Below are 19,355 nucleotides of genomic sequence, written 5' to 3'. Positions count from 1 at the left end.
ATTCCGATTGGTTACTTGAGATTATAGGCGGGGTCGGTCGTGAACATCCGCGCCCGATCCTCGAAAGAGGACGAGGGATTATCCGCATCGCCGTAGATCGCAGATGCCGACATTAGGAACATGCGCAGATCGCCGCTACTTCTGGGCTCTGGACGTAAGGTCAGGAGCGCGCTTGCATCGGCTTCGAAATCGCGCGCGGTGGGAACGTTGCGTGGCGTGTCTTCGCGTTGCAACCTGCCCGTGCCATATTCGATAATCGAATTATGCGGTGCCGAGAGATCGTCCATGACAGCCTGTTGGGGGTCCTTCTGATCGATGGGAAACGACAGTCCGACATCGCAATAGAACATGCCCTTCGGAACGTCCGCCGAGCAGTCGGTCTGCCCGCTCAGATCCCAGGATGCCTGCGCAGGCGAAAACCTGCGTCCGTCCACGGCGACCCAATTCACGAAAAGGCGGGTATCGGGATTTTTCGCGTTCAGACGTATGGTGATTGTCTCGATCTTTTCCGGCAGCAAGTCTCTGGCCACCGAAAATGTTTCCCACATGGGCTTCAAGCCACCTGGTTCGCTGGAGGCTTTTTCCAGGTAGGTATTGGTACCGTGAACCGCGATTGTTTCGGCGACCTTGCGCCCATTGACGTCGATGACAATAGGGGCTGCCGTGTCGAGCTGTTCCGACGAAAAACGAACGAAAAGATCGCGCGATTGAGAGGCAGGTTGCCAGCGCGCATCGTCATAAGCATCCCAAAGGCGTCTGACGATTCTGGCTCGTTCCTCGACCGACTTCATCGTCAGCCACTCCGTGCCACCGCGCCAACCCGCGACCGAAGGTGCCATGAAGGGGCTTTGCCCAAGCTGGCTCAGATAATCGAGTATGACCCCATGGTCTGGAAGCCGAAGCCCGAGGGTGCGCATGAAGCCGACGATAAGCTCAATGGGAGACTTGACCAGCCCTGCCCTGTTACGTTGTGACCAGAAACTGTCGCTCAAGAGAAGCGCGCGCAGAAAAGGCTTCATCTCGAAATCATTGTCCCGCAGCACAGTTGCCAGCCGGTCCACCTCCCGCTCGTCGACATCCAGCGAAACGAACTCTGTGTAGAATTTCGACGCGATGAAACGTGAGACCTGCGGCTGCGCGAGGACGATATCGACGAGTTGATCGATATCGTCATCAGAGCCCGCCGGAATTACGACACCAAGCACAGTCTTGGCATCCCGATCGGTGTTCCTATTATCAAGACTGTAGCGCCAGCCACGGGTACGATCCACACCGTGACCAGCAAGGACCTTGGCAACCTGCTTTATGTCGCTCTCGGAATAATGTCCGATCCCGAGCGTGAACAGTTCCAGCAGTTCCCGGGCAAGGTTCTCGTTGGGAGACGATCGGGTGTTGTGAATATTGTCGAGGCTGGTCAGCATCATCGGATCGCGTAGCATCGCCTTCGTCAGGCGGCGAAAATTCATCGCGTCCGAACCACGAAACAGCATGACCTGGTCGTAGAATGGCGCGCTGATGCGGCCGGGATCGAAACGTGACACGAAGTGATTGTGCCAGAAAAGCGCAAGCTTTTCCGCAAAAGGTTGCTCCGTCTCAATCATCTCCGCGATCCACCAGGCCTGAAGCTGTTTGATCTCCGAAACGCGATAGAGAATAGTGTCGCGACTTTCCCATCCCGGCGCCCAGTAATCTGGCCTCGCTAATCTTACAAAGGGCGGCGGCGCGTCCCGTTGAGGGTTGGGAAGTCCGTCCAGCAGCTTGTCGACCGCCTGTTCGCGACTGAGGATGGAAAAATCGGCGGCGTCCTGAACCGACATGCCGAAACTCGTTCGGTCCAGCAAGTGTCTCGTTTCAGCAAGGGACAGAGCATGAGCCTGCACCGCCGACAATAAAAATAAACACAGCACAGCGCACGGCCTCAAGCCGGTCGTTTGCAAGGAAACCATGAGGAAATTCCAATAATAACAACGCGCCGAAAGCATCGGCTGATAAAATAAATTTAAAAAAATAGAATAAAATATTGCCTCTATGGTTGTATATAATAAGTAATACAATCAAATATGTCAAGTGGTCATGATCGTTCGGAAGGACAGACCAACCAAATGCAGTGAAGCAAAGGTAAATACGAAAGCGCTGCACGCCAACGGTCACGGTTGTCGCGCAGCGCATTTCTGCTGTTTTTCAAGTCCGTTGAAAGGCTTAGAAGCAATCCTCAAACAGCGCCTTGGTGTTTTCAGCCGTCATTTCCACCGGATTGCCGCCGCAGCTTGGATCCTTGATGGCCTCTGCCGTCAACTCATCGATACGATCGGGCGTGATGCCAAGGGCGGTCAGATTTTCCGGCACGCCCAGCTCTCGGCGGAGCTTCAGTACGTAATCATAAAAACCATCGAAGCCACCCTCGATGCCGAGATAGGCCGCCGCACGGGCTATTTTTTCCTCGATAGCCGGGCGGTTGAAGCGCAGGACGGCTGGCATGACGACCGCGTTGGTCATGCCGTGATGGGTGTTGTAAACCGCCCCGATGGGGTGCGAGAGCGCGTGAATGGCGCCAAGCCCCTTCTGGAAGGCCACGGCACCCATGGCAGCGGCGGCCATCATGTTGGAGCGGGCTTCGATATCCGTGCCGTCCTTATGTGCGCGCGGCAGGAATTCCTTGACGAGACGCATGCCCTCAAGCGCGATACCGGCGCTCATCGGGTGATAGAAAGGCGAGGAATAGGCTTCCAGGCAATGGGCAAAGGCATCCATGCCGGTGCCGACGGTGATGGCCTTTGGCATGCCGACTGTCAGTTCCGGATCGCAGATCACGACGCCCGGCAGGAATTTCGGGTGGAAGATGATCTTCTTCACATGCGTTTTGGAATTGGTGATGACGCTGGCGCGTCCCACTTCCGAACCGGTACCTGCTGTGGTCGGTACGGCAACGATGGGCGCGATGCCATCATTGTTTGCGCGGGTCCACCAGTCGCCGATATCCTCGAAATCCCAGATAGGGCGTGTCTGGCCCGCCATGAAGGCGACCGCCTTGCCCAGATCAAGGCCGGAGCCGCCGCCGAACGCGACGACGCCATCATGGCCGCCATCCTTGAACGCCTTCACGCCGGCTTCGAGGTTGATCTCATTGGGGTTGGGGTCCACCTCGGCAAAGATGGCACGGCCAAGGCCCGCCTCTTCCAGAATATCCAGCGCGTGGGCCGTGATCGCCATGCTGGCGAGGCCTCGATCGGTGACGAGCAGCGGCTTTTTGATGCCAAGCGTCTTGCAGGCATCGGCCAGTTCCTTGATGCGCCCGCGTCCCATCTTGATCGGGGTCGGGTAGCTCCAGTTTGCGACGATGTTCATTTCGTGACTTTCTTCAGATGGTAGGATTTTGGGCGGGTCAGGTTCTGGAAACCGATGACCGACAGCGAGCCACCACGGCCCGTGTCCTTCACGCCGGTCCAGCACAGCGCAGGGTCGAGATAATCCGCACGGTTCATAAAGACGGTGCCAGTTTCGATCTCACGACCGATGCGCCCTGCCCGCTCAGCATCCTGCGTCCATAACGATGCGGTGAGGCCATATTTGCTGTCATTCATCAGTTGAATGGCTTCGTCGTCGTTCTTCACCTTCATGATACCGACGGCAGGGCCGAAGGTTTCTTCGGTCATGAATTCCATGGAATGATCCACATTGACGAGGATCTGCGGCGCGACATAGGCGCTTTCGCCATCGTCGGCTGCAAACAGCTTGGGATCGACCAGCGCCTTGGCACCCTTGGAGACGGCATCCGCTACCTGCTGGCGCACAACCTTGGCGAAGCGCTTGTTGGCCATCGGCCCCAGCGTCGTTTCCTCAAGCAGCGGATTGCCGAGCTTGTAGTTGGACACCCAGGCAACGGACTTTTCAACGAAAGCATCAAACAGCATCTCGTTGACATAGATACGCTCGATGCCGCAGCAGCACTGCCCGGAATTGAAGGTCGCGCCGTCCATCAGCGTATCGACCGCCGCATCCAGATCGGCATCTTCCATGACATAGCCGGGGTCCTTACCGCCAAGCTCCAGCCCAAGGCCGGTGAAGGTGCCCGCAGCGGCACGCTCGATGGCACGACCACCTTCAACGGAGCCGGTGAAGTTGACGAAGTTGAACAGGCTTTCAGAAATCAGCGCCGATGTGGTCTGGTGGTCGAGGAAGAGGTTGATGAACACATCCTCCGGCACGCCCGCTTCAACAAAGGCCCGCACCATGCGCTCACCCACAAGAAGCGTCTGCGCGGCGTGTTTGATGACGACCGTGTTGCCCGCCATAAGGGCAGGAGCAATCGTGTTGATCGCCGTCATATAGGGGTAGTTCCACGGCGCAATGACGAAGACGACGCCATGCGCTTCGCGCTCGATGCGGCGCTCGAAATTGCCACTTTCCTCAATGACGAGCGGTGCCAGCGCGTCGGCTGCAATGGAGGCGACGTAGTTGGAGCGCTCGTTAAAGCCCTTGAACTCACCGCCATAGCGCACCGGGCGGCCCATCATATGGGCCAGTTCCGGCACGACGTCGCCAACCATCTCGTTCAGCCGGGCCACGCCTTTCAGCACCAGTTGAACGCGATCTTCCAGCGGGCGACGCGCCCAGGATTTTTGCGCAGCGCGCACTTTCAATACGGCGGTCCGCGCCGCATCCAGCGACATCGCCTCGCGCTCGGCATAGACCGAACCGTCGATCGGCGAGATATTCTGGATCATGACCATAGTTTTTTCCTACTTTGTTTATGCCCGTTCAAACCCGCGTGCGACTTCCCAGTCGGTGACGCGGCGGTCGTATTCTTCCTGCTCCCACTTTGCGGCACGAACATAGTGATCGATCACATCATCGCCGAAAGCGCCGCGCAGCATTTTCGAACCGTTGAGGTGGTCGGTCGCATCGCGAAGCGTTTTGGGGACTTCGCGAATGTCCTTGCCGCCATAGGCATCGCCTTCAAACTGTGGCTCAAGTTCCAGCTTATTTTCAATGCCGTCAATACCTGCCGCAAGCAAGGCCGCCATGGCCAGATGCGGATTGATATCCGACCCGCCAATTCGGCACTCAATGCGGATGCCCTTGCTATCGGCACCGCACAGCCGGTAACCCGCCGTGCGGTTGTCCATGCTCCACACGGCCTTGGTCGGCGCGAATGTGCCCGCCATGTAACGCTTGTAGGAGTTGATATAGGGCGCGAGGAAGTAGGTCGTCTCGCTGGCATGAGCCAGCAGCCCCGCCACGTAATGGCGCATCATATCCGACATGCCGTACTCGCCTTGCTTGTCGAGGAAAACAGGCGTCTTGCCATCCAGGCTCCAAAGCGACTGGTGGATATGCGAGGAGCTACCAGCCGCGTCATAATTCCACTTGGCCAGGAAGGTCACAGCCTTGCCCTTAGACCAGGCGATTTCCTTGCAGGCGTTTTTGATGATCGCGTGGCGGTCTGCCATGGTCAGCGCATCGGCGTAGCGGACATTGAGCTCCACCTGACCGGCAGAGGCCTCACCCTTGGTGTTTTCGATCGGGATCCCAGCGGCTTGCAGATTGTTTCTGATGGCGCGCATCACCTCTTCTTCCTTGGTGGTCTGGAAGATGTGGTAATCCTCATTATAGGGGCTGACGAGGTTGAGATCGCGGTAGCCACTGGCGCGGGCAGTCTCGAAACTTTGGTCGAACAGGAAGAACTCCAGCTCGGTGGCCATGAAGGCCTTGAGGCCCATGGCCTCCAGACGCGCGACCTGCTTTTTCAACAGCGCGCGCGGCGAGTGTGCAACTTCGGCATGGGTATGATGGTCGTAGGCATCGCACAAAACAAGCGCCGTACCTTCAAGCCACGGCACGCGGTGGAGCGTCGAGAGGTCTGGCTTTAAAGTATAATCGCCGTAACCTTTTTCCCAACTGGTGGATTTGTAGCCGGGAACAGTTTCCATTTCCATATCGGTCGCCAGCAGATAATTGCAGCTGTGCGTTTCCTCATAGGCGCTTTCGACAAAAAATTCCGCCTGAAAACGTTTGCCCATCAGACGACCCTGCATATCCACGAGGCATGCCAGAACCGTGTCTATGCGCCCTTCAGCGACATCCTTTTTAAGCGCGTCGAATGTGTAGGTCGTCATGATGTTTCCCTTTGATTCAATGGGGCGACCGTTGCCGGTCGCCCTTTGGAGTTGGTTCAAGCCTTCGAAGCCGCCGCGTTGAGTGCGGCCTGCTTGTGCTCCAGCGCGAATTCCTCTTCCGGTGACAGGATGAGGCGGTGACGGCCGACCAGCGCGAAATAGGCGATCGCAACCGCAAACCACAACGCTACCCAGATGACGCCCTTGGTAAAGTTCGGGTCCTGCACCTGATAGAGCAAGGTTATGACGGCAATGATGATGGTCAGGATAGCGCCGGGAATGCCGAGTGGCGAACGGAAGGGCCGCTCGATGTCCGGCAGATTACGGCGCAGCATGATGAACGAGATCGCCTGCATGATATAGGAGAACATCGCGCCGAACACAGCCATGTTGAGCAGCACGCTGCCGATGATGCTGCCGCCTTCCGTCGCACCCAGCGCGAACCAGATGATCATCATGACGCTGAGGCCCACGATGGCACCCGCGAGCATCGCGACATGCGGTGTCTTGAACTTCGGATGCGTGACGGACAGCACGGTGGGGAAATAACCCGCCCGCGACAGCGAATAGATCTGGCGGCCCTGCGCATAGAGGATTGTGTGGAAGCTGGCGATGAGGCCAGTAAGAGCCACAAAGCCCAGGAGAACCACGCCACCATCACCATAGACGGCCTTGAAGCCGTCCAGCAACGGCTCGAGCGAGGATCCGAGATGGAATGCCCCGATACCGGGAAGCGAGGGATTGAGCAGCACAATCATGAAGGCCGAAATCATCAGCGTGATGATGCCGAGAATGATGCCCTTGGGCATATCGCGCTTGGGATCGACCGACTCTTCGGCGGCCAGCGGCAGTTGCTCGATGGCGAGGAACAGCCAGACGGCAAACGGCAGCGTGGCAAGAACGCCGGAGAATCCGAACGGGAAGAACGAGCCGTTGCCTTCGGGCAGTTCGACCGCAGCACCATCCGGCCCGACGCCGATGTTCAACGCCCAGCGAGAGAAGTCCATGTTGGGGATGGCGCTGACCCAGAAGAAGACGAGAACGGCAAGCGAAATCAGTGTGATCACCAGCGTTACCTTGAACGACAGTTCAAGTCCGAAGACGTTGAGGCATAAGAAGATCACATAGAACAGCACCCAAAGGAGTGGTGAATAGACCGGATCGAGCCCTAGAATGGAGTTCACGTAAGCCGTGATGAAGGTAACGATGACGGCGGGCGTGAGAACATATTCGACGTTCTCACAAAGGCCAGTGATGAAGCCGCCCCATGGGCCTATTGCTGTTCTCGCGAAGGAGTAGGCAGCGCCTGTGTGCGGCAAGGCCGGGCTCATTTCCGCGATGGAGAATGTCAGCCCGAGATACATGACGGCGATGATCATGCCTGCAACCAGCATGCCGCCCCACCCGCCGGTGGCAAAGCCGAAATTCCAGCCGGAAAAATGGCCTGAGATCACCGCGCCGACGCCCAGCGCCCAGAGCGACCAGACGCCCGCATATCGCGAGAGCCCTCTTTTTTCGAAGTAGGATGCGTCCGCTTTTTTATAGCTGACGCCTGATGATGAATTGTCCATGCCGTTCTCTCCTGATCAAGAAAAACAGGCTGTCAGCCAGAATGGCCGATTTTGCCCCAGTCTCGGCGCGGCGGTAAAATCCGGCCACGCCATGCACATCTGCTGTTCCCACATTGCACCAAGGACCTTTCCGGCCTTCTTTGGATATGCAACGGCACTTATGGGCTGTGAGCGGCGATTGCCTTCGTCAAAAGTCCACTCAGAAAATCGGCAGCAGCCCGCTGCCCCTCCTCGTTCTGGATCAGGTCATTTCTGACCTCGATCATGACGTTCAAAAGCCCAATTGGCAGCGCGTGAAGCCGTAGCGTATGCGTCACGCCATCTTCCGGCCCGTAAGGCTGGTTGCGCTCGATCCGGAATTTTCCGTTCTCCACATGGTCCAGCATCGCATCGACCAACCGTGTATCGGCATCGTGCAGAAGACCTATTTCCACCTCGCGGCGCTTGCCGTGATAGACCGGCGTAAAACTGTGCATCGTCACCAGAACCATGTTGTCCCGCGCAGCAACAAGCTCCCTGACGCGATCGTGAAACGGAATGTAAAGCGATGCCGTGCGAACAGAACGTTCTGCTTCGCTGAGATTCGCGTTGCCCGGAATGTCGTAAATCTCGCTGGTGACAGGCATTGCCGAAGGCGACTCCGGCGGGCGATTGCAGTCATAGATCAGCCGGGAATAGTTCTGGTAGATGACGGTGGCATCAAGACTTCTCGACAAGAGACGTGAGACGGCGAGCGCGCCGGGGTCCCACGCGATGTGGCTTGTTCGCACCTCTTCGCTAAGACCCAGCGTGCCGAAACGGGCGGGTAGCGTATGGGAAGCGTGTTCGCAGACCAGCAGCACCCTGCCTTTGCCGAGCGGATTTTCCACGACGACAGGCTTGGCCTCGTCGTTTGTGAAAAACTGTGCTTGCACCGTCATGGTGTACCCCGTTACCGCATCACTGTCCCCCGACAGCTAGAAAAGAATTCTTCACGTACGCCAAAGTGTCAAATGTTTTTTGAAATTTTCTCTTCATTTTTTTGATTGACTCCGCTCCCTCCCCGTATCTTAATCAGCCCTAACAGACCGACAAAAAGATCGGCTAGGGGAAAAATTTGCACAGTTCGGCCGCGACCGTTTCGGACGTTATCCAGGCTCATTACGAGAGCCTGACGCGTGCCGAAAAGCGTCTTGCGGAAAGTCTTCTCGGGAACTACCCGATCTCGGGGCTGGGAAGCATCACGATCGTTGCCGAAAATGCAGGCGTCTCGACGCCCACCGTTGCGCGCATGGTGCAGAAGCTGGGTTTCAAGGGCTATCCCGAGTTTCAGGCGCGGCTGCATCAGGAGCTGGAAGCAACAATTTCCAACCCTATCGCCAAGCATGACCGCTGGGCCAGCAACGCGCCGGGCCTGCATATTCTCAACCGCTTCGCCGATGCCATCACCGGTAATCTGCGCGACACGCTCAGCGATCTCGACACTGCATCCTTCGACAATGCGGCAACCCTTCTGGCCGACAGAAAACGCAGCATCTACTTCGTCGGCGGGCGCATCACCGGGGCGGTTGCCGAATATTTCTTCACTCACATGCAGGTCATCCGGCCCAAGACGTCGCTGATGTCGTCCAACTCCAGCTCATGGCCGCAATATATGCTGAACATGAATGCCGGTGACGTGCTGGTGATCTTCGACATCAGGCGTTACGAGCAGGACATGGTGACGCTGGCGCAGGTGGCGCACGACAACAATGTTCGCATTCTGCTGTTCACCGACCAGTGGACGTCCCCCGTCTCGCGCTTTGCCGAACATACGTTTCGGGTGCGCATCGAAGCGCCATCCGCATGGGACAGCTCGGTGGTGACGCTGTTTGTCGTGGAGGCGCTGATCGAGGCGGTGCAGAACAATGGCTGGGACGAGACCCGCCAGCGGATGAATTCGCTGGAAGGCCTGTTCGAGCAGACACGCCTTTTTCGAAAGCCGGGTAAAGAGGAGACCTGAACAAAGCGCGATTAAAGCAGAATGGCGCAACACGAATTTTTTATGTCGTTTCTCAAATATCATGGCGACGAATGGGCGTAATGATGGCAAGAAAACGGCAGGGACCATGATGAGGGCGGGATGCCGCCTGAAAAATCCGTCACATAACATTCATGCAACCCACGTAGAGCGTCGTCAGACGCATCGGACACACAGAGGAGAACCAACCGTGATCTCGCACAGCCGCCGCCTGCTATCGCTCACCACAGCAATGGTCATCGCATCAACTGCGATTGCCGCTGCAGCGCCCAGCGAAGAACTCATCGCAGCCGCCAAGAAGGAAGGCATGCTAACGACCATCGCCCTGCCCCACGACTGGTGCGGTTACGGCGACGTCATCGCTTCTTTCAAGGCCAAATATCCTGAAATTCAGGTCAACGAGCTGAACCCTGATGCCGGCTCTGCGGATGAAGTCGAGGCCATCAAGGCCAACAAGGACAACAAGGGGCCACAGGCGCCCGACGTGATTGACGTTGGTCTTGCATTCGGTCCTCAGGCCAAGAAGGAAGGTCTTCTCCAGCCGTACAAGGTTTCCACATGGGACGAAATTCCTGACAATGTGAAGGATGCCGAGGGCTACTGGTATGGCGACTATTACGGCGTCATGTCGATGTTCGTGAACAAGGATCTCGTTACCAACACGCCAAAGGATTGGGCCGACCTTCTGAAGCCTGAATATTCCGGCCAGGTCGCTCTTGCTGGCGATCCACGCGCCTCCAACCAGGCTATTCTCGGCGTTCTCGCGGCTGGTCTTGCCAGCGGTGCAAAGGACGGCAAGGCCGCTGGCGAAGCCGGACTGAAGTATTTTGGCGAGCTGAACAAGGCTGGCAACTTCGTGCCGGTTATCGGCAAGGCTGGCACCGTGGCACAAGGCGCGACACCGATCGTCATTGCATGGGACTACAACGCGCTGTCATGGGCCAAGACTTTGAATGGCAACCCACCGACTGAAGTCGTTGTACCATCATCGGGCGTTCTGGCTGGCGTTTACGTGCAGGGTATCTCTGCCTACGCACCGCATCCAAACGCCGCGAAGTTGTGGATGGAACACCTCTACTCCGACGAAGGTCAGCTCGGCTGGTTGAAGGGCTATTGCCACCCGATCCGCTTCAATGCTCTTGCCAAGGCCAACAAGATCCCGAAGGACCTGCTGGACGCCCTGCCACCAGCAGCAGCCTATGAAAAGGCTATCTTCCCGACACTGGAAGACGTGGATGCCAACAAGGCTGCCGTCACCGGCGGCTGGGACAAGGTCGTTGGCGCAAACGTGAAGTAAGCCTCAAAAGAAAAGCCGCCCCGGTCTTTGCAGATGCCGGGGCGGACCATCTAAAAATGAAAAGACCGCGATGATTGCGGCGTTCGGGAACGGGATATGACATCAAACATCAATGGCGCGCCACCGCGACCAGCAGTCGGGCGACGCCTGAAGCTGGAGTGGCTGGGTGTTCTGCCATTTGCCATTTTCATTCTGCTTTTTTTGATCATGCCGACGATGAAGATCGTCCTTGGCGCTTTTCAGACGCCCGAGGGCAGCTTCACCCTTGAAAACATCGCGGGCCTTTTCACCGCGTCCATTCTTTCCGCCTACTGGATTTCCATCAAGATCAGCGTCGCATCCGCGGCCCTGGGCTGTCTGATTGGCTTTGGCGTTGCAACAGCCGTTGTTCTGGGCGGCTTGCCGCAACAAGTCCGCTCTCCACTTTTGACGTTTTCCGGCGTCGCCTCGCAATTTGCAGGCGTGCCACTGGCATTTGCCTTCATCGCCACACTCGGACCCGTCGGTCTCGTCACCGTATTTTTGAAAACCCAGCTGGGCCTCGATCTGCGACTGCTGGGCTTCAACATCCTGTCCTTCTGGGGCCTGACGATTACCTATCTGTTTTTCCAGATACCGCTGATGATCCTCATCATCACACCGGCGCTGGATGGTCTGAAGCGCGAATGGCGCGAGGCGGCGGAAATTCTCGGCGCGAGCGGCTTCCAGTACTGGCGCCTGGTGGCGTTTCCCATTCTGCTGCCCTCCATTCTCGGCACGTTTTCGCTGCTGTTTGCCAATGCCTTCGGTGCCGTCGCAACAGCCATTGCACTCACGGGCTCCTCGCTCAACATCGTGCCGATCCTGCTGTTTGCGCAAATCCGCGGTGACGTGCTGGGCAATCCCCACCTCGGTTATGCGCTCGCCTTCGGAATGATCCTCGTGACCTGCATCGCCAATACGCTCTATATCTGGATGCGCACGCGCAGCGAGAGGTGGCTGAAATGAAGCGGATTTTCGCCTGGGGCGCATTGCTGTTCGGCCTGCTCTATTTTGCCCTGCCGCTGATCGGCATGACCAACTTCTCGCTGAAAATGCGGCGTGGCGAGTATTCCTTAGATGCCTATGGCAGGGTGCTGAGCGATCCAAGATTTCAGGAGACGTTCACCTTCTCGATCATGATGGCGCTGTGCACGATCATTTTTGGCGTCCTGCTCGTGGTACCGACGGCATACTGGGTGCGCCTGAAACTTCCCGCACTTCGCCCCGTCATCGAATTTATCACCCTGCTGCCGCTGGTCATTCCGGCGATCGTCATCGTGTTCGGGTACATCAGGCTCTACAACACCTCAAGTTGGCTGCCGCTGACGGGGACGACATCAGGCACCAACCTGTTGTTGATGTTCGGTTATACGACGCTGGCCCTGCCCTATATGTACCGCGCTGTCGATACCGGGCTTCGCACCATCGACATCAAAACGCTGACCGAAGCCGCACAGAGCCTCGGCGCCGGATGGGCGACGATTCTCGCCCGCATCATCCTGCCAAATGTTCTGGTGGCTGTGCTGTCGGGTGCGTTCCTGACCTTCGCCATCGTCATCGGCGAATTCACGATGGCGGCGCTTTTGAACCGCCCGGCCTTTGGTCCATACATGCAATTGCTGGGTGCCAACCGCGCCTATGAGCCTGCTGCCCTCGCCGTCATTTCCTTCGGCATCACCTGGGGCTGCCTGGGCCTTATTCAACTCGTCTCGCGCTATCAAAAAGGCGCGCCTCCCAAGGCCTGAGGACTTATTTTATGAGCTTTTTGACACTCCATAACATCAGAAAATCCTTTGGTTCGGTTCAGGTCGTCCATGATTTCAACATGACGATTGAACAGGGAGAATTCGTTTCCTTCCTCGGACCATCGGGCTGCGGCAAGACCACCATTTTGCGCATGATCGCCGGGTTCGAGACGCCAAGCGATGGCGCAATCGTCATCAACGGCAAGGACCAGACGACACTCAAACCCAATCAGCGCAATATCGGGATGGTGTTTCAGGCTTATGCGCTGTTTCCCAACATGAACGTCTATGAAAACGTTGCCTTCGGTCTCAAGATCGCGGGAAAGCCGAAGGCTGAAATCGATGCGCGGGTAAAGGAAATGCTTGCGCTGATCCATCTTGACCATCTGGCGGATCGCTATCCCTACCAGATGTCCGGTGGGCAACAGCAGCGCGTGGCGCTGGCGCGCGCTCTGGCGCCCAAGCCGCAGGTTCTGCTATTGGACGAGCCCTTGTCTGCGCTCGATGCCAAAATCCGCGTCTCGCTGCGTGAGGAAATCCGCCAGATCCAGCGCAAGCTTGGCATCACCACCATTTTCGTGACACACGATCAGGAGGAAGCGCTGACCATTTCCGACCGCATCGTGGTCATGAATGCCGGACGCGCAGACCAGATCGGTTCGCCGTTCGAGATCTACAACAAGCCAGCGACCCGGTTCGTCGCGTCATTTGTGGGCACACTGAACCTTATCGATACCACCGTGGTAGATACGTCCACCAGCACGATCCGCATGGGCGACCAGCAGGTTTCGCTGAAGAAGCCATTGAACAAGGCCAATGGCGAACAGGTGACGGTGGCGCTGCGCCCCGAGGCGGGTTCACTGGGTGAAGCAAGCTCCGGCGATGTTGCCATATCGGGCGTTGTGACCTCCAGCCACTTTCTGGGCTCGGTCATCCGCACCCGCATGGATGTGGGCGGCGCAACGCTCTCCTTCGATATGTTCAATGACCCCGGAAAGACCCCGCCAGCGGTGGGCGAGCGCATCACGCTGAAATTCGCATCAGAAGATTTGATGATTGTAGCAGACTGACGCACTGTTTCTGACTGAGAGATCGGGCTACAGCAAGCCATCTCAGGAGAAAATTCATGCGCGCATTGTTCTACGAAGCCTTCGGCGAGGCACCCATGATCGCCAACCTGCCGGACCCGGGCCCGATGCCCGGCGGCGTGGTGATATCGGTCAAAGCAACCGGCCTTTGCCGCAGCGACTGGCACGGCTGGATGGGCCATGACACAGACATCCGCCTTCCGCATGTACCCGGCCACGAATTTGCGGGCGTCATTTCTGCGGTCGGCAAAAATGTGATGCGCTTCAAGGTAGGTGACCGCGTCACCGTGCCCTTCGTGTCCGGCTGTGGCCATTGCCAGGAGTGCCGTTCCGGCAACAGCCAAGTCTGCGAAACGCAGTTTCAGCCAGGCTTTACCCATTGGGGTTCCTACGCCGAATATGTCGCCATTGACTACGCCGACCAGAACCTCGTCCACATGCCCGATGAGATGGGCTTCGATACGGCGGCCAGCCTCGGTTGCCGCTTCGCCACTTCGTTCCGCGCCGTGGTTGATCAGGGCCGCCTAAAGGGCGGTGAGTGGCTGGCGGTGCATGGCTGCGGCGGCGTGGGTCTCTCCGCCATCATGATCGGCGCCGGGCTCGGTGCTCAGGTCGTCGCCATCGATATTGCCGAGGACAAGCTGGCACTGGCGAAAGAGCTGGGCGCAACCGCCACGATCAACAGCCGCGACGTCGCCGATGTCAGCGAAGCCGTGCGTGATATCACCGGCGGCGGCGCACATGTCTCCGTCGACGCGCTGGGCCATCCACAAACATGCTGCAATTCCATCACCAACCTGCGCCGTCGCGGACGCCATGTGCAGGTTGGTTTGATGCTGGCTGATCATTCCATGCCGCAAATCCCCATGGCGCGGGTGATTGCGCACGAACTGGAAATATATGGCAGCCATGGCATGCAGGCCTGGCGGTATGACGACATGTTGGCGATGATCAATACCGGCAAGCTTTCGCCAGAGAAGCTGATCGGACGGCATATTACTTTGTCGGATGCAGTGATGGCACTGCCCGCCATGGATAGCTTCAAGGAAAATGGAATTAGCATTATCGACCGGTTTGAATAAATGGGGATCGGGCATCGGTGGGTCTGGCGACCCGCCCTCTGTCCTGCCGGATATCCCTCCGCTCTCGACGACCTCAAGCCACGGCCATGGTCGCCAAAATCGTCATCAGCGCGGAAACCCGATTTATCTTGGTGGTTGCGTAAGAAGCAACGCCGCCCCTGCCACGGAAAAGCCGTGCCCCGAGATAGAGAACCGTGTGGGCGACGAAGAAAAAAACGAGCGGGCCGAGGAACAGCGCGCCGACACCGACACCCCATCGATTGCTGCTTTCCGCGCCGGTTACGAAATGGGCACTCAAGATCGTGAGTGTGGCAAAGACCAACACGAGAGAAGACAGTTGCTGCACGATGATCTCCATCAAAGGACGTCGCTCAAAATGACAACCTACAAATACATTCAAATAATCTAATATAACGTAAAAGCTTTGTCGACAATTCTGTCTTCTGGCCAAAACACGCGGATGCGAGATGTCCGAGATGGCAAAAAGCGCGGAAGGATCCGCGCTTTTCTTGTTAAAAATCAAGACACAGCGTCTCATTTTGGAATCAACCAGACAACGACCTGAATCGGATTGTCAGGCGGCCGTTTCAACCTCTTTTTCTGCTTCGACCGGCACATAATTCAGCACCGGCCCCAGCCACCGCTCAACCTCGTTGATAGCCATGCCCTTGCGCTTCGCATAGTCCTCGACCTGATCACGCTCTACCTTCGCGACGCCGAAATAATAGCTTTCGGGGTGGCCGATATAGATACCGGAGACGGAGGAGCCGGGCCACATGGCGTAGCTCTCGGTCAGCACCACGCCCGTCTCTTCCGTCGCATCCAGGAGGCGGAACAGGGTTTCCTTTTCGGTGTGGTCTGGCTGGGCCGGATAGCCGGGTGCCGGGCGAATGCCGTCATAGGCTTCACCGATCAGATCGTCTGGACCGAAGCTTTCGTGTGTCGCATAACCCCAATATTCCTTGCGGACTCGCTCATGCATCCGTTCGGCAAACGCTTCTGCAAAACGGTCGGCAAGCGCCTTGACGAGGATGGAGGAGTAGTCGTCATTGGCGCGTTCGAAGCGCTCGGCAATCGCCACTTCTTCGATACCAGCCGTGACCACGAATCCGCCGACATAATCGGTGGTGCCAGTCTCCTGCGGCATGACGAAGTCCGACAGCGCTACATTCGGACGACCATCACGCTTGGACAGTTGCTGGCGAAGGGTGAAGAAGGTGGCCAGTTCCTTAGCGCGGGTCTCATCGGTGAACAGGCGGATATCGTCACCGACCGCATTGGCGGGCCAGAAGCCGATAACGGCGCGTGGGCGGAACCACTTTTCGTCAATGATCTTCTTGAGCATAGCCTGAGCATCGGCAAACAGCTGACGCGCCGCCTCGCCCTGCTTATCGTCTTGCAGAATGGCGGGGTAGCGACCCTTCATCTCCCATGTCTGGAAGAACGGCGTCCAGTCGATATATTTGGCAAGCTCTTCCAGATCATAGTCTTCAAACGTCTGGGTGCCCAAAAACTTTGGCTTGACCGGCTGATAGGCCGTCCAGTCCACTTTCTGAGAATTTGCCCGTGCGCGAGCCAATGGCAGACGCAGCTTTTCCCGCTCATTGCGGGCATGCGCTTCCGACACCTTGGCGTATTCAGCCCTGATACCATCGATATAGGCTGGCTTCTGATCGTCCGACAGCAAAGCAGACACGACACCGACCGCGCGAGACGCATCGGTAACGTAGATGACCTGTCCCTTTTCGTAGCGCGGATGGATCTTGACCGCGGTATGCACGCGGCTGGTCGTGGCACCGCCGATGAGCAGTGGAATGTTGAAGCCCTGACGCTCCATCTCAGCCGCGACATGCACCATTTCGTCCAGCGACGGGGTGATAAGGCCGGAGAGGCCGATGACATCCACGTCTTCAGCAATCGCCGTTTCCAAAATCTTGGTGGCTGGCACCATCACGCCGAGGTCGATGATCTCGTAATTGTTGCAGGCCAGTACGACGCCGACAATGTTCTTGCCGATATCATGCACATCGCCCTTCACGGTCGCCATCAGCACCTTGCCTGCGGCCTTGCGCTGATCGCCGCCATTGAGCCGCTTTTCCTCTTCCATGTAGGGCAGAAGCACGGCGACTGCCTGCTTCATGACACGCGCGGATTTGACCACCTGCGGCAGGAACATCTTGCCTGAGCCAAACAGATCGCCCACCACATTCATACCCGCCATCAGCGGTCCTTCGATGACATGCAACGGACGCTCAGCCTGCTGACGCGCTTCTTCCGTATCGGCGTCGATATACTCGGTGACGCCGTTGACCAGCGCGTGCGACAGACGCTTTTCAACCGACCATTCACGCCAAGTCAGATCCTGCACCTTGGCTTCGCGACCCGGACCGCCCCGGAATTTTTCCGCCACTTCCAGCAACCGCTCGGTGCCATCGGGACGCCGGTTCAGCACCACGTCTTCGCAGGCTTGCCGCAGTTCCGGGTCAATGCTTTCATAAACGGCGAGCTGCCCCGCATTGACGATACCCATGTCCATGCCTGCCTGAATGGCATGGTAGAGGAACACGGCGTGCATGGCCTCTCTCACCGGCTCATTGCCACGGAAGGAGAAGGACAGGTTGGAAACACCGCCGGAAATATGGACCAGCGGCATGGTTTCGCGAATGGTGCGCGTGGCGTTGATGAAATCGACGCCGTAATTATTATGCTCCTCGATACCCGTTGCGACAGCAAAGACGTTGGGGTCGAAGATGATGTCCTCAGGCAGAATGCCGGCCTGTTCAGTCAAAATCTTGTAGGCCCGAGTGCAGATTTCCACCTTGCGCTCGTAGGTATCGGCTTGGCCAACCTCGTCGAACGCCATGACGACGACGGCAGCGCCGTAATGGTGCACAAGACGCGCCTGCTCCAGAAACTTTTCCTCGCCTTCCTTCAGCGAGATGGAGTTGACGATGGACTTGCCCTGAACGCATTTCAGGCCCGCCTCAATGATCTCCCACTTGGAGCTGTCGATCATGACAGGCACGCGGGCGATATCAGGCTCGGCGGCGATGAGGTTCAGAAACTCGACCATGGCCTTCTGGCTGTCGATCAGGCCTTCATCCATGTTGATGTCGATGATCTGCGCGCCGTTTTCCACCTGATCGCGAGCAACGGCGAGCGCTGCCGTATAGTCGCCAGCGGTGATGAGCTTGCGGAACTTGGCGGAGCCGGTGACGTTTGTACGCTCGCCCACGTTGACGAAGGGAATGTCCTTCGTCAACACGAACGGCTCGAGACCGGACAAAGACATGAAGGACCTGTGATCCGGCACCTTGCGCGGGTCAAAACCCTTTACGGCTTCAGCAATCGCGCGGATATGATCCGGCGTGGAGCCACAGCAGCCGCCCACCACATTGACCAATCCTTCACGCGCAAATTCCGCCACCTGCGCAGCCATCATCTCTGGCGTTTCGTCGTATTGACCGAATTCGTTCGGCAGACCAGCATTCGGGTAGGCGCAGATAAAGGTATCGGCAACCTCGGACAGTTCCTGCAAATGCGGACGCATGGCGCTGGCACCCAGAGCGCAGTTCAGGCCGATGGTGAACGGGTTGGAATGACGCACGGAATTCCAGAAGGCAGACGGCGTCTGGCCCGACAGCGTGCGGCCGGACAAGTCGGTAATCGTACCCGAGATCATCACCGGCAGATGAATGCCCTTGGCGGCGAAGCGTTCTTCGCAGGCGAATATGGCGGCCTTGGCATTCAGCGTATCGAAAATGGTCTCGATGAGAATGAGGTCGGCACCGCCATCGATCAGGCCGTCGATCTGCTCGCCATAGGCACTGCGCAGATCATCGAAACTGACGGCGCGGTAACCGGGATTGTTGACATCGGGAGACATGGAGGCCGTGCGGTTGGTCGGCCCGATGGCACCGGCCACGAAACGGCGGCGGCCATCCTCCCGCTCCGCCCGCTGTGCAGCACGGCGCACGATGAACGCGCCTTCGCGGTTCATGTCATAAACGGCGCCTTCCATCTCGTAATCCGCCTGCGCGATGCGCGTGGAAGAAAACGTATTGGTCTCGAGAATATCCGCGCCAGCCATGGCATAGCGATAATGGATGTCCTCGATCGCGTCCGGTTGGGAGAGAATCAGGAGGTCGTTATTGCCCTGCTGATGACACGCGCAGCCAAGGAAGCGATCACCGCGGAAATGGGTTTCATCGAAACCCAGCCCCTGGATCTGCGTACCCATTGCGCCATCGAGAATGAGAATTCGTTCCTGTGCCGCCTGACGGATAGCTCTCAGAATTTCTGCGCCGTCACGCTTGTTGCCCCCTGTGGGTCCAAAAAGATCGTCCAACATCGGCACACTCCTCATTAGCGCAGGTGATTTGCAAGATCGTAAGTCACATAAAGATATCTTTATGTCAATATATCGTTGAGTTTCA

At 57.5% G+C, this 19,355-nt stretch carries 14 protein-coding genes; 6 read left to right on the top strand and 8 right to left on the bottom strand.

The features are described 5' to 3' along the window. Window positions 1-11: 11 nt before the first annotated feature. The 6 genes from GGQ73_RS08045 to GGQ73_RS08015 form a co-directional block, all read right to left on the bottom strand. On the bottom strand, window positions 12-1,946 hold the full coding sequence (locus tag GGQ73_RS08045) for a DUF1800 domain-containing protein (RefSeq protein WP_268842302.1): 1,935 nt from the start codon (window positions 1,944-1,946) through the stop codon (window positions 12-14). Between the two features lie 253 nt (window positions 1,947-2,199). Next, complete coding sequence (locus tag GGQ73_RS08035) at window positions 2,200-3,345, bottom strand: iron-containing alcohol dehydrogenase (protein ID WP_183895406.1); 1,146 nt, start codon at window positions 3,343-3,345, stop codon at window positions 2,200-2,202. Further along, entirely contained in the window at window positions 3,342-4,730 is a 1,389-nt protein-coding gene (locus GGQ73_RS08030; RefSeq protein ID WP_183895404.1) for an aldehyde dehydrogenase family protein, read from the bottom strand. The genes GGQ73_RS08035 and GGQ73_RS08030 overlap by 4 nt, the downstream gene beginning before the upstream one ends. A gap of 18 nt (window positions 4,731-4,748) precedes the next feature. Further along, window positions 4,749-6,116 carry a glutamine synthetase family protein gene (locus GGQ73_RS08025; RefSeq protein WP_183895402.1) on the bottom strand — a complete coding sequence of 456 codons (1,368 nt, stop codon included), beginning with the start codon at window positions 6,114-6,116 and terminating at the stop codon, window positions 4,749-4,751. A 56-nt stretch (window positions 6,117-6,172) separates the two neighbouring features. Continuing rightward, complete coding sequence (locus tag GGQ73_RS08020; protein WP_183895400.1) at window positions 6,173-7,687, bottom strand: amino acid permease; 1,515 nt, start codon at window positions 7,685-7,687, stop codon at window positions 6,173-6,175. A 158-nt stretch (window positions 7,688-7,845) separates the two neighbouring features. Next, entirely contained in the window at window positions 7,846-8,607 is a 762-nt protein-coding gene (locus GGQ73_RS08015) for an N-formylglutamate amidohydrolase (protein ID WP_183895398.1), read from the bottom strand. A gap of 176 nt (window positions 8,608-8,783) precedes the next feature. On the opposite strand from GGQ73_RS08015, the gene GGQ73_RS08010 reads away from it, so the two are divergent. The 6 genes from GGQ73_RS08010 to GGQ73_RS07985 all read left to right on the top strand — a co-directional run bounded on the left by GGQ73_RS08010 (window position 8,784) and on the right by GGQ73_RS07985 (window position 14,919). Further along, on the top strand, window positions 8,784-9,668 hold the full coding sequence (locus GGQ73_RS08010; RefSeq protein WP_174153564.1) for a MurR/RpiR family transcriptional regulator: 885 nt from the start codon (window positions 8,784-8,786) through the stop codon (window positions 9,666-9,668). A 208-nt stretch (window positions 9,669-9,876) separates the two neighbouring features. Further along, complete coding sequence (locus tag GGQ73_RS08005) at window positions 9,877-10,983, top strand: ABC transporter substrate-binding protein (protein ID WP_183895396.1); 1,107 nt, start codon at window positions 9,877-9,879, stop codon at window positions 10,981-10,983. Between the two features lie 96 nt (window positions 10,984-11,079). Further along, window positions 11,080-11,970: an ABC transporter permease gene (locus tag GGQ73_RS08000; RefSeq protein WP_183895394.1), complete on the top strand. Its 891-nt coding sequence runs from the start codon at window positions 11,080-11,082 to the stop codon at window positions 11,968-11,970. Then, window positions 11,967-12,749 carry an ABC transporter permease gene (locus GGQ73_RS07995; protein ID WP_183895392.1) on the top strand — a complete coding sequence of 261 codons (783 nt, stop codon included), beginning with the start codon at window positions 11,967-11,969 and terminating at the stop codon, window positions 12,747-12,749. The genes GGQ73_RS08000 and GGQ73_RS07995 overlap by 4 nt, the downstream gene beginning before the upstream one ends. A gap of 11 nt (window positions 12,750-12,760) precedes the next feature. Further along, window positions 12,761-13,819 (top strand): ABC transporter ATP-binding protein, encoded by a 1,059-nt coding sequence (locus GGQ73_RS07990; RefSeq protein WP_183895390.1) that lies wholly within the window; start codon window positions 12,761-12,763, stop codon window positions 13,817-13,819. 56 nt (window positions 13,820-13,875) lie between these two features. Then, window positions 13,876-14,919: a zinc-dependent alcohol dehydrogenase family protein gene (locus GGQ73_RS07985; RefSeq protein WP_183895388.1), complete on the top strand. Its 1,044-nt coding sequence runs from the start codon at window positions 13,876-13,878 to the stop codon at window positions 14,917-14,919. A 73-nt stretch (window positions 14,920-14,992) separates the two neighbouring features. Here GGQ73_RS07985 and GGQ73_RS07980 read toward each other — a convergent pair whose 3' ends face one another. Both GGQ73_RS07980 and metH read right to left on the bottom strand, forming a co-directional pair. Then, on the bottom strand, window positions 14,993-15,442 hold the full coding sequence (locus GGQ73_RS07980) for a hypothetical protein (RefSeq protein WP_174153570.1): 450 nt from the start codon (window positions 15,440-15,442) through the stop codon (window positions 14,993-14,995). A 51-nt stretch (window positions 15,443-15,493) separates the two neighbouring features. Further along, window positions 15,494-19,270 carry a methionine synthase gene (gene metH / locus GGQ73_RS07975; protein WP_183895386.1) on the bottom strand — a complete coding sequence of 1,259 codons (3,777 nt, stop codon included), beginning with the start codon at window positions 19,268-19,270 and terminating at the stop codon, window positions 15,494-15,496. Window positions 19,271-19,355 lie beyond the last annotated feature (85 nt).

This window comes from Rhizobium skierniewicense, from assembly GCF_014196515.1.
In the GTDB taxonomy this organism is placed as follows: Bacteria; Pseudomonadota; Alphaproteobacteria; order Rhizobiales; family Rhizobiaceae; genus Agrobacterium; species Agrobacterium skierniewicense.
This window is presented reverse-complemented; position numbering and strand designations above follow the sequence as displayed.

What these genes read in the sequence shown, in the direction of transcription:
- GGQ73_RS08045 (WP_268842302.1), bottom strand. Translation starts at nt 1,946, where the DNA reads ATGGTTTCCTTGCAAACGACCGGCTTGAGGCCGTGCGCTGTGCTGTGT.
- GGQ73_RS08035 (WP_183895406.1), bottom strand. Translation starts at nt 3,345, where the DNA reads ATGAACATCGTCGCAAACTGGAGCTACCCGACCCCGATCAAGATGGGA.
- GGQ73_RS08030 (WP_183895404.1), bottom strand. Translation starts at nt 4,730, where the DNA reads ATGGTCATGATCCAGAATATCTCGCCGATCGACGGTTCGGTCTATGCC.
- GGQ73_RS08025 (WP_183895402.1), bottom strand. Translation starts at nt 6,116, where the DNA reads ATGACGACCTACACATTCGACGCGCTTAAAAAGGATGTCGCTGAAGGG.
- GGQ73_RS08020 (WP_183895400.1), bottom strand. Translation starts at nt 7,687, where the DNA reads ATGGACAATTCATCATCAGGCGTCAGCTATAAAAAAGCGGACGCATCC.
- GGQ73_RS08015 (WP_183895398.1), bottom strand. Translation starts at nt 8,607, where the DNA reads ATGACGGTGCAAGCACAGTTTTTCACAAACGACGAGGCCAAGCCTGTC.
- GGQ73_RS08000 (WP_183895394.1), top strand. Translation starts at nt 11,080, where the DNA reads ATGACATCAAACATCAATGGCGCGCCACCGCGACCAGCAGTCGGGCGA.
- GGQ73_RS07995 (WP_183895392.1), top strand. Translation starts at nt 11,967, where the DNA reads ATGAAGCGGATTTTCGCCTGGGGCGCATTGCTGTTCGGCCTGCTCTAT.
- GGQ73_RS07990 (WP_183895390.1), top strand. Translation starts at nt 12,761, where the DNA reads ATGAGCTTTTTGACACTCCATAACATCAGAAAATCCTTTGGTTCGGTT.
- GGQ73_RS07985 (WP_183895388.1), top strand. Translation starts at nt 13,876, where the DNA reads ATGCGCGCATTGTTCTACGAAGCCTTCGGCGAGGCACCCATGATCGCC.
- metH (WP_183895386.1), bottom strand. Translation starts at nt 19,270, where the DNA reads ATGTTGGACGATCTTTTTGGACCCACAGGGGGCAACAAGCGTGACGGC.